This is a genomic window from Erwinia sp. STN24 (assembly GCF_041320675.1).
Classification (GTDB): Bacteria; Pseudomonadota; Gammaproteobacteria; order Enterobacterales; family Enterobacteriaceae; genus Erwinia; species Erwinia aeris.
Map to the genome: position 1 here is coordinate 731610 of NZ_JBGGPM010000001.1, position 12675 is coordinate 744284.

At 53.2% G+C, this 12675-nt stretch carries 15 protein-coding genes and 1 pseudogene; 10 read left to right on the top strand and 6 right to left on the bottom strand.

The window, feature by feature from the left end; all coding sequences use genetic code 11:
* Window positions 1-73: 73 nt before the first annotated feature.
* Window positions 74-961 carry a LysR family transcriptional regulator gene (locus ACA373_RS03485; protein ID WP_370734014.1) on the top strand — a complete coding sequence of 296 codons (888 nt, stop codon included), beginning with the start codon at window positions 74-76 and terminating at the stop codon, window positions 959-961.
* Between the two features lie 5 nt (window positions 962-966).
* Here ACA373_RS03485 and ACA373_RS03490 read toward each other — a convergent pair whose 3' ends face one another.
* The gene (locus ACA373_RS03490; protein ID WP_369894770.1) at window positions 967-1170 is read right to left on the bottom strand and encodes a hypothetical protein; all 204 of its coding nucleotides are present in this window, start codon (window positions 1168-1170) and stop codon (window positions 967-969) included.
* 222 nt (window positions 1171-1392) lie between these two features.
* On the opposite strand from ACA373_RS03490, the gene ACA373_RS03495 reads away from it, so the two are divergent.
* The 7 genes and pseudogenes from ACA373_RS03495 to ACA373_RS03525 all read left to right on the top strand — a co-directional run bounded on the left by ACA373_RS03495 (window position 1393) and on the right by ACA373_RS03525 (window position 6033).
* Window positions 1393-1941 carry a PTS glucitol/sorbitol transporter subunit IIC gene (locus tag ACA373_RS03495; RefSeq protein WP_370734015.1) on the top strand — a complete coding sequence of 183 codons (549 nt, stop codon included), beginning with the start codon at window positions 1393-1395 and terminating at the stop codon, window positions 1939-1941.
* A gap of 14 nt (window positions 1942-1955) precedes the next feature.
* The gene (locus ACA373_RS03500; protein WP_369894768.1) at window positions 1956-2945 is read left to right on the top strand and encodes a PTS glucitol/sorbitol transporter subunit IIB; all 990 of its coding nucleotides are present in this window, start codon (window positions 1956-1958) and stop codon (window positions 2943-2945) included.
* Window positions 2946-2959: 14 nt separating this feature from the next.
* A complete protein-coding gene (locus tag ACA373_RS03505) occupies window positions 2960-3328 on the top strand; it encodes a PTS glucitol/sorbitol transporter subunit IIA (RefSeq protein ID WP_369894767.1) in 369 nt (122 codons plus the stop codon).
* 13 nt (window positions 3329-3341) lie between these two features.
* Window positions 3342-4121: a sorbitol-6-phosphate dehydrogenase gene (srlD, locus tag ACA373_RS03510; RefSeq protein ID WP_369894766.1), complete on the top strand. Its 780-nt coding sequence runs from the start codon at window positions 3342-3344 to the stop codon at window positions 4119-4121.
* Between the two features lie 46 nt (window positions 4122-4167).
* Entirely contained in the window at window positions 4168-4530 is a 363-nt protein-coding gene (gene gutM, locus ACA373_RS03515; RefSeq protein WP_369894765.1) for a transcriptional regulator GutM, read from the top strand.
* Window positions 4531-4619: 89 nt separating this feature from the next.
* Window positions 4620-5387: a DNA-binding transcriptional repressor gene (locus tag ACA373_RS03520; RefSeq protein WP_369894764.1), complete on the top strand. Its 768-nt coding sequence runs from the start codon at window positions 4620-4622 to the stop codon at window positions 5385-5387.
* 3 nt (window positions 5388-5390) lie between these two features.
* Window positions 5391-6033: pseudogene (locus ACA373_RS03525) on the top strand (CBS domain-containing protein).
* 146 nt (window positions 6034-6179) lie between these two features.
* Here the strand turns inward: ACA373_RS03525 and ACA373_RS03530 are convergent.
* The 5 genes from ACA373_RS03530 to ACA373_RS03550 form a co-directional block, all read right to left on the bottom strand.
* Complete coding sequence (locus tag ACA373_RS03530) at window positions 6180-6659, bottom strand: glutathione peroxidase (protein WP_301729587.1); 480 nt, start codon at window positions 6657-6659, stop codon at window positions 6180-6182.
* Between the two features lie 265 nt (window positions 6660-6924).
* A complete protein-coding gene (locus ACA373_RS03535) occupies window positions 6925-7668 on the bottom strand; it encodes an SDR family oxidoreductase (RefSeq protein ID WP_369894762.1) in 744 nt (247 codons plus the stop codon).
* A 57-nt stretch (window positions 7669-7725) separates the two neighbouring features.
* Window positions 7726-8829 (bottom strand): alkene reductase, encoded by a 1104-nt coding sequence (locus tag ACA373_RS03540; RefSeq protein ID WP_370734016.1) that lies wholly within the window; start codon window positions 8827-8829, stop codon window positions 7726-7728.
* Between the two features lie 55 nt (window positions 8830-8884).
* Entirely contained in the window at window positions 8885-9466 is a 582-nt protein-coding gene (locus ACA373_RS03545; protein WP_301250901.1) for a TetR/AcrR family transcriptional regulator, read from the bottom strand.
* 67 nt (window positions 9467-9533) lie between these two features.
* A complete protein-coding gene (locus ACA373_RS03550) occupies window positions 9534-10172 on the bottom strand; it encodes a TetR/AcrR family transcriptional regulator (RefSeq protein WP_301250900.1) in 639 nt (212 codons plus the stop codon).
* Between the two features lie 295 nt (window positions 10173-10467).
* Between ACA373_RS03550 and ACA373_RS03555 the strand changes: the two genes are divergently transcribed.
* On the top strand, window positions 10468-10851 hold the full coding sequence (locus tag ACA373_RS03555) for a nuclear transport factor 2 family protein (protein WP_370734017.1): 384 nt from the start codon (window positions 10468-10470) through the stop codon (window positions 10849-10851).
* Window positions 10852-11320: 469 nt separating this feature from the next.
* The gene (locus ACA373_RS03560) at window positions 11321-12580 is read left to right on the top strand and encodes a sensor domain-containing diguanylate cyclase (RefSeq protein ID WP_301729586.1); all 1260 of its coding nucleotides are present in this window, start codon (window positions 11321-11323) and stop codon (window positions 12578-12580) included.
* Window positions 12581-12675: the final 95 nt, after the last annotated feature.

The following is a 12675-nucleotide window of genomic DNA, read 5'->3' on the forward strand; positions in this document are numbered from 1 at the left end:
CTTGCCGAAAAGTTATCACCTTAGTTGTTATTACAAAAACGAATGTTTAGCATGCAAAGCATGATGAATCCGGATGATGAAAACCGCTATGGATATAAATATTCAAAAGTACAAAGCCTTCCTGAAAGTAGTGGAGCTAGAGAGCTTTACCAGAGCGGCAGAAAAGCTTTTCTATTCACAGTCCGGTATCAGTCGGATGATTAGCGAGCTTGAAAAAGAGTGGGGCGTCACGCTGTTTGAACGCAGCCGGACGGGTGTGCGGCTGACTTCGGATGGCATCAAACTTCTGCCGTTTGCAAAAAAGGTCTGTGAGGCGTACCAGAAGCTCCAGGGTGAGGTCGATGCACTCAACGGGCTTCAGTCTGGGATTATTCGTATCGGTACTTTTTCCAGCGTGGCTACTCACTGGCTGCCTGGCATCTTAAAGGCCTTTCAGAAAGATTATCCCAACATCGATTTTGAGCTGCTGCTCGGGGACTATACAGAAATAGAAAGTTGGATAGCTGAAGGCCGGGTTGACTGCGGTTTCACCCGTTTACCTGCTTCGTCCGCATTAGAAACCCTTTTTCTGGAAAACGATGAGTATCTGGCTGTTCTCCCTGAAGGACATGCCTTATCAGAACATGATGTAATCCCACTTGCCTCATTATGTCAGGAGCCGTTCATACTGCTTGAAAAAGGGAAAAATAATGAAATATCGGAGGTATTCAGAGTGGCCGGTCTCATACCGCGCGTAAAATTTACCCTGTGGGATGACTACGCCGTTATGACCATGGTGGAGAAAAACCTTGGCGTTGGTATTCTGCCTTCACTTATTCTCAGAAAGATCCCCTACAGTATCATCACCAGAAAAATTGACGTATCGCCCTGTCGTGAGATTGGCCTCGCTTTCCGGAACAGAAAAAGCGCTTCACGGGCCGTGCAGCAATTCATTGAATATCTTGATTACAGACAGGAATAGTTTGTTCACGATGTCATTTTAAAAACAGCCTTATGGGCTAACGATTCTGGCGATTTGCTGACTGAAATTTTCCTGATTTTGCTGAAAAACAACGCAAGCTCACAGGCAAATCCGCAGTAAAGGCAATGATCTGTGGCTGCTCTGACACTGCGCCCAGTCAGCATACCCGCCATGATTTTCATCTGTTCCCGAGCTGAATTGTAATCCATTTCTAACCCCTTCTTTCTGCCGTTTTTCCATCTCTGTAAACAACACATTTCCCGCCCTCGCAGCAGAAAATGAAAGATTTTACCTTTCATTTTATCTTTTATTTTGAAAGATTTTATATTCACTTTGTGATGCGATCGTCTTTTATTGCTTCGTTTTCGATCTACCTTGTTGTCGCAGTGAATAAGAAAGTGAATCTGTTCTCTACACGAAGGGGTTTCTAAATGATTGAAAGCATCACGCACGGAGCCGAATGGTTTATCGGGCTCTTTCAGAAAGGGGGGGAGGTCTTTACCGGCATGGTAACCGGTATTCTTCCACTACTTATTAGCCTGCTGGTCGTCATGAATGCGCTGATTGTGTTCGTAGGGCAGCGACGTATTGAATCACTGGCGCAGCGCTGTGCCGGTAATCCGGTCTCACGCTATCTGTTACTTCCCGTTATCGGCACCTTTGTTTTCTGCAATCCCATGACGCATAGCCTGGGCAGGTTTATGCCGGAAAAATACAAGCCGAGCTATTACGCCGCCGCGTCCTACAGCTGTCACTCCATGAACGGGCTTTTTCCGCACATCAACCCGGGTGAACTCTTTGTCTATCTGGGCATAGCCAACGGCCTGACCACGCTTGGCCTGCCGCTGGGGCCGCTGGCTGTCAGTTATTTGCTGGTCGGCATGGTCACGAATTTCTTCAGGGGCTGGGTCACCGACCTCACCACGACCATCTTTGAAAAAAAGATGGGCGTGCAACTCGAACGTCAGGTTCGTTTATAAGAGCGGAGTAAAAGATGACTGACACCATTACCGTTAAAAAAGGCGAAAGTGGCTGGGGTGGCCCGCTCACCATCACCGTTACGCCCGGAAAAAAAATTGTTTACGTTACGGCTGGCACCCGGCCGGCGATTGTTGACCGTCTGAGAGAAGTCACCGGCTGGGAAGCCGTTGACGGCTTTAAAGAAGGCGAGCCACCGGCAGAAGAAATCGGCGTGGCGGTCATCGACTGCGGCGGTACGCTGCGCTGCGGCCTTTATCCCAAGCGACGTATACCCACCATCAACATTCATGCCACCGGAAAATCCGGCCCGCTGGCGCAGTACATCACGGAAGATATTTATGTATCCGGGGTACGCCCGCAGGACATTCAGGCCGGTAACGGTGCGTCTTCATCAGTGGTTGAACAGCAGCCTGATCCTGCATCCGCTGGCAAAGGCCGCGACTATGACACCAGTAAAAAAATCACCGAGCAGAGCGACGGACTGCTGGCGAAAGTCGGCATGGGGATGGGATCGGTCGTTGCAGTTTTCTTTCAGGCCGGTCGCGAAACCATTGACACAGTACTGAAAACCATTCTGCCCTTTATGGCATTTGTTTCAGCTCTCATCGGGATCATCATGGCCTCCGGGCTGGGCGATTTTATCGCGCACGGCCTGACGCCGCTGGCCAATAGCCCGATCGGACTGGTCACGCTGGCGCTTATCTGCTCTTTTCCGCTGCTTTCGCCGTTCCTCGGCCCCGGTGCCGTGATTGCGCAGGTTATTGGCGTGCTGGTAGGCGTACAGATTGGGCAGGGTACTATCCCGCCGCATCTGGCTTTGCCGGCACTGTTCGCCATTAACTCACAGGCCGCCTGTGACTTTATTCCCGTCGGACTGTCGATTGCGGAAGCCCGTCAGGAGACCGTTCGCGTAGGCGTGCCATCAGTGTTGGTTGGTCGCTTTCTTACCGGTGCGCCATCGGTTCTTCTTGCCTGGGCGGTGTCCGGGTTTATCTATCAGTAAAGGGTGGAGCAATTATGAAAACCGTTTATGAATCCACGTTTATTTCGGTCGGATCCAGTGCGAACGAATCCCTTGATGACAACTTCATCATCACCTTCGGAGAAGGGGCACCCCAGGACGTGGCGGAATACTGCTTTATTCACCGAACGGACGTGAACGACGGTGGGGCATTTGATACCGGCTCCGTGCTGGCTATCGGAGAGCAGGAATACCCGGTAACGGCCGTTGGCAGCGTGGCTCGTGAAAATTTGCGCGATCTCGGTCATATCACCGTGCGGTTTGACGGCGCCGGACAGGCTGAGTTTCCCGGCACGGTTCATGTTGCAGGCAGCGCGCCGGCCTCAATTGAACCGGGCCAGAAGTTTCGTATGTTGAGTGAATAATCAGGAGATAAAAATGGATCAGGTTGCTGTAGTCATCGGTGGTGGCCAGACGCTGGGTGCTTACCTGTGCGAAGGGCTGGCTGAAGCCGGCTATAAGGTGGCGGTTGCCGACCTCAATGAAGACAATGCGAAGAAGGTTGCGGACACAATCAATGAGCGTTATGGCGCTGGCTGTGCGATGCCCTTTCGTGTGGATGCTACAAACGAAGAGAGCGTCATCGCGTTGGCCCGTCAGGTTGATGCAGGTTTTGGCCGGGCTGATCTGCTGCTTTACAGCGCGGGCATTGCCAAAGCCGCACCGATTACGGAATTCGGGCTGAGTGATTTTGACCTGTCACTGCAGGTGAATCTGGTGGGATATTTCCTCTGCGCCCGCGAGTTTTCAAAGCTGATGATCAGGGAAGGGATCAAAGGCCGCATTATCCAGATCAACTCAAAGTCTGGCAAAGTGGGCAGTAAACACAATTCCGGTTACAGCGCGGCCAAGTTTGGCGGCGTAGGGCTAACGCAGTCACTGGCGCTGGATCTGGCCGAATACGGCATCACCGTTCATTCGCTGATGCTGGGTAATTTGCTGAAGTCCCCAATGTTTCAGTCGCTGCTGCCGCAGTATGCAGAAAAGCTGGGTATCCGTCCTGACGAAGTTGAACAGCATTATATCGACAAGGTGCCGCTGAAGCGGGGTTGTGACTATGAAGACGTGCTCAACGTAATGCTGTTCTATGCAAGCGATAAGGCAGCCTACTGCACCGGACAGTCCATCAACGTTACCGGCGGACAGGTAATGTTCTGACAGAAAAAGCCGGTGGCGCAGGCTGCCGGCTTCATGAGGAGAAAGTATGGATCCTGTAAATTCCCTGATATGTGTGGCCGCGCTGGCGTGGACGACACAAATAGTATTGGGCTGGCTGCAGATAAATCGGTTCAACCGGGCCCTGGCGTTGCTTTCCGAATGCGGCCGCGTTCGAATTGGCCGCTCGGCGGGGCGCTTTAAACCCCGGGTTGTTCTGGCACTGGCCATCGGTGATGAAGGCAGGATAACCGGTAATTTCGTTATAAAGGGATTGACCGTTTTTGCAAATCCTTATTCCGAGGAGCGACTGACCGGCGCTATGCTGGACGATATACGTCCTGAAGTCATATTTCCTGCAAATAAATCACTGCAGGAAGCCCTGGCATTAGCCATTTCAAATAAAAGATGATAGCTTTCATTCTGAAAGTTTATTCCTTTGCATCGCGAGTTAAGACGTCCGGGATGATGGGGAAGTTCAGAAACTGAAAGGATCTCTTTATGAAACCGATACAGCGTCAGGCACAAATCCTTGAATATCTGCAGCAAAACGGCCGTACCACTGTAGATGCGCTTATTGCCCACTTCAATACGACCGGGACCACTATTCGAAAAGATCTCACGCGGCTCCAGCAGGAAGGGGCAGTAATCCGGACTTACGGCGGCGTGATGCTAAACCGCGATGAAGGAGATCAGCCTATTGACAGAAAAACGCTCATCAACACGCAAAAGAAAAAGCGGATCGCCGCGTGCGCAGCGTCACTTATCAGCGAAGGTGACTCGCTTATCTTTGATGCCGGCAGTACGGTACTGCAGATGGTGCCGTATCTTACGCGCTTCAACAATATCACCGTGATGACAAACAGCCTGAGCATCGTGAATGAGCTGGTTGAGCTGGATAACGATCAGGTCATTCTTATGCCCGGTGGCACCTATCGCGGCACGTCAGCGTCATTCCATGGCAGCCTGGCAGAATCTGCCTTCAGTCACTTCAGTTTCGACACACTATTTATAGGCGCTGACGGCGTGGATATGACTGCTGGCGTGACGACGTTTAATGAGGTGTTTGCCGTCAGCCAGGCCATGTGCCGGGCCGCCAAGAAAATCGTATTGCTGGTGGATTCGTCCAAATTTGGCCGCCGCAGCCCGAACGTGGTGTGCAGCCTTGACGCTGTCGACGTGCTAATCACCGACAGCGATATTACTGATGACACCGTTGCGCAGCTTCAGGAAAAAGGCATCGAAGTTATCATCGCCGGAGAAGAGTAGTTCATGAATAACATAATACTGGATACTGCCCGCGAGACGATTGAAACGGAACTGCATGAAGCGTCCCGCCTGACAGAGCGACTGAATGATGACTTTTTGCAGGCCTGTGAGCGTATCCATGCCTGCAGCGGGAAAGTTATCGTCAGCGGGATGGGGAAGTCAGGGCATATCGGCCGTAAAATTGCGGCTACGCTGGCCAGCACGGGCACGCCGGCCTTTTATGTTCATCCCGCCGAGGCACTCTGCAGGCAGTCTTGGTACGCGGCTGCTGTGCCGGGTCGGCGATATTATGCGTACGGAGGCGAAGATCCCCCTGGTAAGTAAGTCTGCGACCGTTCATGACGCTCTGTTTGAGCTGACGCGTACCGGGCTGGGCCTTGTCGCTATAATAAACGAAGACCGCAGGCTGTCGGGAATATTTACTGACGGTGATTTGCGTCGATGGCTGCTGAAAGGCGGAACGCTCAGTGCGGCGGTTCAGGATGCAATGACCTCGCCCGGCTTTACATTATCGGCCGGTCAGTATGCGGCTGAAGCGCTGGCTTTATTTCAGGAACGTAAAATATCCGCTGCTCCTGTAATTTCTGCGACCGGCGAGGTTAATGGTGCAATCAACGCCCACGATATCAGGGATGCGGGCATCTGATTAAAAACAAAGCAAGTTGGCACCTGCCCAAACCTTCCCATCAAGCGCATCACACAAGTCAATAACGCAGTGCTCTCATCATTTCTATTATCGCTACGCTACCTTATAAAGGCTGCCGCACAGCCTTTATAATTTAACTGAAGCGCTTATTCCAGTGCAGCAAGGATCGCGGCTTCCATTTTCTCTGGGGTAGAGATCGGTGCAAAACGCTTAAGTGGTTTGCCGTCGCGTCCGATCAGGAACTTAGTAAAGTTCCATTTGATTCGCCCACCCAGCACGCCGGGCAATTCGGCTTTCAGGTAACGAAACACCGGGTGCGCCAGGGCGCCGTTGACCGCCACTTTCTCAAACATCGGAAAGCTCACGCCATAGTTGATGTGGCAGGTCTGCGCGATGTCGTCAGCACTGCCGGGTTCCTGCTTACCAAACTGATTGCAGGGAAAACCCAGCACCACCAGCCCTTGGGCGGCGTACCGCTTATAGAGCGATTCAAGGCCCGCGTACTGTGGCGTAAAGCCACAATGGCTGGCGGTATTGACCACGAGCACCAGCTTGCCAGCGTAGTCGGCCATAGGGATCGGCTGGCCACTCAGGCTGGTGGCGGTAAGTTGGTAAAACATGGTCATATCGACATCCTCAGAATACTCATATTGCAGATGGCTTGTGTAAGACAGGATAGTTGCCCGTCGAGCAGAATGGCATATTTTTCACGTCTGTTTCCGCCACGCAGGGGACGCAAGGCCCGCATCTGATATGCATATAGTGAACGCTGGGCGACACTATCCGCATTGATATCATGCTGCCCGCTGAACCCTCAGCCAGAGCCTGTCGGCAATATAAGCCCGGTTACGACAGAGCAGAAGTGGCAGCCAGCAGGCTGCCAGTATTGATTTACCAGTTCTGCTTCGTAGGGGAGACAATAAGATCGTTGACCGTGACATTCTCAGGCTGGTTAAGGGCGTAGACAACCGCATTTGCTACATCCTGCGGGCTGATAGCAATTTTGGTCAGTTCCTGTGCCGCCTTACGCCCCTGCGGATCGCTCACCTTGTCAGCCCATCCCGTGTTAATAACGCCCGGGCTGATGGTATTTACCCTGATGCCCTTATTCACGCCCAGATCCTTACGCATAGATTCCGTCATGGCGTGGACAAAGAATTTGGTCGAACTGTACACGCCCGCGCCGGCGTCAACCTGGTGGCCCGCGACAGAAGCCATGTTCAGGATCTGTCCGGCACTTTTGTCGAGCATAACCGGGAGGACGGACGCAATCGCGTTCAGATACCCTTTGATGTTTACGTCGACCATCTTGTTCCAGTCGTCCCACGCGATGTCGCTCCAGGCTGAAAACAGCATCAGTCCGGCGTTGTTAATCAGGATATCAACAGTACCGAAGGTTTCAGTAGCATGCTTGACCAGCGCCTTTGTATCTTCCAGACGTGTCACATCCGTCACCAGACCGGAAGCATGGCCGCCAGCGGACTCAATATCCTTTACCAGCTTATCAAGGCCGCTTTGATCCAGCGCGGCCGCAACAATATTCACGCCATGACGCGCAAGTTCCATCGCGGTTGCGGCGCCAATGCCCGATGACGCGCCAGTAATAACAGCCGTTTTGTTCTGCAAATAATTCATTTTCTTATCCTTCCCTGTCAGGAACAGGCAGCGGGAAGATCCCGCCGCTTTTATTGATCAGTAATTTCCTTGCGGCCAGTCGGTGTAACCTTTCGCGCCGCCGCCGTAATAGGCTTCTTTTGGCGCGATGGTCAGCCCGGCGCCATAACGCAGTCGCTTAACCAGGTCCGGGTTAGAAATGAACAGACGACCGAAAGCGACGGCATCGATAAGCCCGGCATTGCGGCGGCTGATGGCCATCTCCAGGTCATAGTTATTGTTCCCGATAAACAGACCGTCGAACTGCGCGCTCAGTGCATCCATATCCACGTCAGAAGGCACCTCGCGGGAGGTTGCCGTTGCACCTTCAACAAAGTGCAGATAGGCCAGCTTAAAGCGGTTCAGCTGCTGGATCAGATAGCCATACATTGCCATTACGTTACTGTCCGGCGGCGTGTTGCCTGCGTCAGGGGTAACCGGTGACAGGCGAATGCCCACGCGATCGTTGCCCCAGATATTAACAATCGCTTCAGTGACTTCCAGCGTCAGGCGCGCGCGGTTTTCAATCGAGCCGCCCCAGGCGTCGGTGCGATGATTAGTTGAATCACGCAGGAACTGATCGAGCAGGTAGCTGTTTGCAGAATGCACTTCCACGCCGTCAAACCCTGCGCGAAGGGCGTTTTTTGCGGCGTGTTTGTATTGCTCAATAATGCCCGGAATTTCGCTGGTTTCGAGCGCGCGCGGCGTCGAAACCGGCACGAAGCCATTGACGGTATACGTCTGGCCTTCAGCCTTGATAGCAGAAGGCGCAACCGGACGCTCGCCGTTGGGTTGCAGCTCAACGCTGGAAAAGCGGCCTACGTGCCAGAGCTGGCAGACAATTTTTCCACCTTCTGCATGAACGGCGTCAGTGACTTTTTTCCAGCCAGCCACCTGTTCTTCGCTCCAGATCCCTGGCGTTGCTGCATAGCCGCGGCCCTGAGCTGAGATGTTTGTGGCTTCTGAAATAATCAGTCCGGCACTGGCGCGCTGGGCGTAGTAGGTTGCATGTAACTCATTCGGTACGCCATCTTCACCGTAGCGGCTGCGGGTTACCGGCGCCATAATAATACGGTTAGCCAGCTGAAATTTCCCCATAGTCACGGGAGAGAAAAGATCGGTTCGGGTACTGTTGTCAGTCATGGTTACTCCTGAATAATTGACCGGTCGTCTAGTAAATTGGCAGAAAAAAAGGCGGCTACGCGAGCAGCCGCTTTGTTGCACTCATTGCTTTGTCGAACGCCTGTTCGGGCACGTGAATTTTTGCCATCAGCGAAGCGCCCAGCCAGAGCTGGTAAAGCTCTTCAGCAAGGGCCTCTGCATCCCTGTTGGCTGAGAGGGAGCCATCGTTTTGCCCCTGTTGTATGCACGCCGTAATCCTGCCGATAATTTCAAGGGTTCCTTTTGCCAGAACGCTTCGCATGCTGTCGTATTGATCGCAGACTTCTGCTCCAAGCTTGACGACAAGACATTTGCTTTCCGGCAGGTCAGCCCCCTGGGTCGCCTTCCAGAACGCAAAGTAGCGCAGCAGCCGTTCTCTGGCGGGTTCGCTGCCGCGTAGCTGCTCTTCAACCTGAACGAGATAATGGGTGAAGTAATGTTCCAGCAGGGCTTCAGCAAACTCTTCCTTGGACCGGAAGTAGTAATAGAACGAGCCTTTAGGAATGCCGGCGGCTTTGACGATCTCAGCCAGGCCGACGGCGCTGTAGCCTTTATGTGTGATAAGCGTCCGGGCAACATCAATGATGTGCTGACGCACGTTTGTCGCTTGTTTTTTCATAGTCCGATCAGCATAACGTTAAAATTGACCGGTCGTCTAGTGCGGCAGGGTACATTTTGTGCGATCGCTATTTTTGGCATGGCAACAAACGCGACGCATATTGCCCGGTCGCCCTGAGGCTTGCCGGTGTGGCACCGTCTTTCGCCTCGATCGACATGCCTTCCAGGAGCGTATTCAGGACAGTAGCCAGTGCAGCGGTGGCGGTATCGGTCGGCAGCTGTTGCTCACGTACGGCTCGGCGCAGTCGCTTTTCAAACAGGTCTTTCCCTTCCTGCCTGAGCACGCTCACGGCCTCTACAACGTCAGAGGATTCCTGAGAGACGTTGATGGCCGCAAGAACGACCATGCAGCCGCAGGGAGCGGAAGGCGAAAGCAGAATGTCAGCCGCTTCGCTGAAGAATTTATCAATTGCCTGCGTGATATCCGGCTCCTCTTCAAGCCGCTCCCAGGTTGCCTTCCAGTAAACCTTTTCATAATAGCTTACGGCCTCCAGAAAAAGTTTCGCCTTGTTACCAAAGGCGGAGTAAAGGCTGGGCGGATTGATTTCCATGGCAGCGCAGAGTTCGGCAACCGAGGCCGGCTCAAACCCTTTACGCCAGAAGATGTCCAGCGCCCTGAGCAGGGCCCTGTCACGATCGAAGCTGCGCGGGCGGCCTTTGGGCTTTTCACCACTGACACCTGCGTTTTTCGTTTTCACGTCGGGCATATAACCATTCTCTTGACATATTACATAGCGGTCACTATACAATAGGAATATTATATAGTGGTCACTACATAATTGTGTAGGGCCCATGTCAGAACTCGCTTTTGCAGCGACGCTGATTTTTTCCCGGCTTCCCGGCTGACCAGTAGGGCAGCTTCAGCGCCGAAGACTTTTTACAGCGCGGCGATGTGCTGACTGGCATGGCTATCATTGCTGCTGTTCGTCATAAAAAAGCGATTGAACCGAATCACGGGTATCCGTACGGATGACCGACACAACACTACCGGAGACAGATGCTATGACCGACGCAACCTACGTGCAGGAATATAACGCCATTGTGGACGTACTCAGCCAGTACAACGAAGGCGGAAAGCAGGCAAAAAGTGAGATCATGAAGCCCGCCTTCAGCGAGCGGGCCACGATTTTTGGCGTTGACGGCGATGCAAATCTTACAGGCGGGCCGATTCAGGGCCTTTTCGACACCATCGATAGCGCGTTCCGCCCTTCACCGGAGGCGAAGGCCGCCATCTTACGCGTTGACATCGTGGGCACGGCGGCAAGCGCGCGTATCGATACCGACGATATTTCAGGCTTTCGCTTCACGGACTTTTTCAACCTGCTGAAGGTCAACGGACGCTGGACGGTGGTGAGCAAAATTTACCATACCCACGCCGCTTCCTGATCTCAGCCAATCTTCCACATTCGTCGTGTCTGTCCGCCAGGCGCGGCGAAACCCATAAGGAAAAAACTGAGCCAGGATCTGTCGACAACCTCTATAAATTCGTCCGTGAAAACGGCAGTACGCCAGAGACAGAAAAGCATCTGAATGTGCTGACCATCCCCCCAACAGCTAATGTACTGCCGCATTAGTTTTCGCAGGTGACGCAGAACCTCAGGCTGCCTTACATAACGTAACGATGCCGGGAAAAGTCGAAAATCCCTACGCGTTGTATAATTCAGGCATAACGCGACAGTTGCAGGCTGTATGGCCGTTTAATCAAGCAATATTCATTAAAGGTTATGGGCGAATTAGCCGATAAACGCAGTCTACTGCTTCTGACCTTGAGTTTTGCCATAGATAATTTCCCGCTCCGGCAGGTGAAATGGCACCGTAGAAACTGCGGCATCAGCCAACAACGGATCCGACCACCATGAACACTGTGATCAAACCTACTCTTTCCGCCGTTTGGTCCACAGACGCCCAGGGCATTTGCATCACCAGTCAGGAAAGCCCTGCTGGCCTTATACCCACGCTGGAAGGCGTAACGCTAAGTGCATGGCTGAGGCTCGCACAGGCTGATGATGATGCGCAGATCGCGCTGCAGCTGACTGCGGCGTTGGAATGCGTCACGCCTTTTCATATCGAAGTGCCAATCCGTTGTCTGGATGGCACGACACGCTGTGTGATTGTTTCAGGCCTGCCTGACTGTCCACCCAATGTTCCTTGCCTGCAATATAGCGGCTTCATTTTTGATATAACCGGGCAGCGCAAAGCCCTGGAGGAAGCGCTGCGCACGGCGGCGGAATACCGTCTGTTAATTGAAAACAGCACTGACCTGATCGCCCATTGCGACGCAGACGGCAGGTACGTTTCAATCTCGCCTTCTTACAGCAAAATGATCGGTTGGTCAGCCGATGAGATGAAAGGTCAACCGGTGGTGGATTTCCTGCACCCCGATGACCGGGCATCCGCTACGGATGCACTGGTATTCCTTTTCAACGGTGGCGTGCGGTCGGATGTGGTCGAGGTGCGTAAGCGGCATCGCGACGGTCACTACATTACGCTTGGCACCAAGGCCTGCGGCGTCAGCGACCCTTCCACCGGCAAGAACATCGGTGCCGTGCTGGTTTCGCGGGATATTACTCATGATAAAGAGCGGATCCGCAAGCTCGAAAAACTGGCCACCCGCGACACGTTAACCGGGTTGCCTAATCGGGCCTGGATCAACGACCGGGTGAGCCACATGCTTGCGCAGGAAAAAGATCTGGCCTATACCACCGTCCTGTTTATCGATTTGAACGGGTTCAAGGCGGTCAATGATTCGATGGGGCATGCAGTAGGGGATGTTTTGCTACAGCTGGTAAGCGAGCGGCTACGGCGCTGTATGCGCCCTGGCGATGCGGTGGCGCGTCTGGGCGGGGATGAGTTTGTGGTAGCCGCGAAATGTACCAACCGCAAGGCGGCATCTGCCATCGCCCGGCGCATTATTAACAGCCTGAAAGAGCCATTTGCTATCAATAGCACAGAAGTACGCATTGGGGCGTCTGTTGGCATTAGCCTCGCACGGTTCGGGGCGGCATCGGCCAACATGCTGTTTGAAAATGCCGATAAAGCGATGTACCAGGCGAAAGCACGACAGGATGGGTCATATCAGTTTTTCGAGCCTGCGGCGCAGCCGTTACGTCATTAGCATAGCGTTGGCTCTGTTCTGCGATCTCTTGTGGTGTCTGCCTGGCATAAAGCCGGCGCCTGAAAGCGAGAAGCGGAAGCACAGCTGCCCGAATG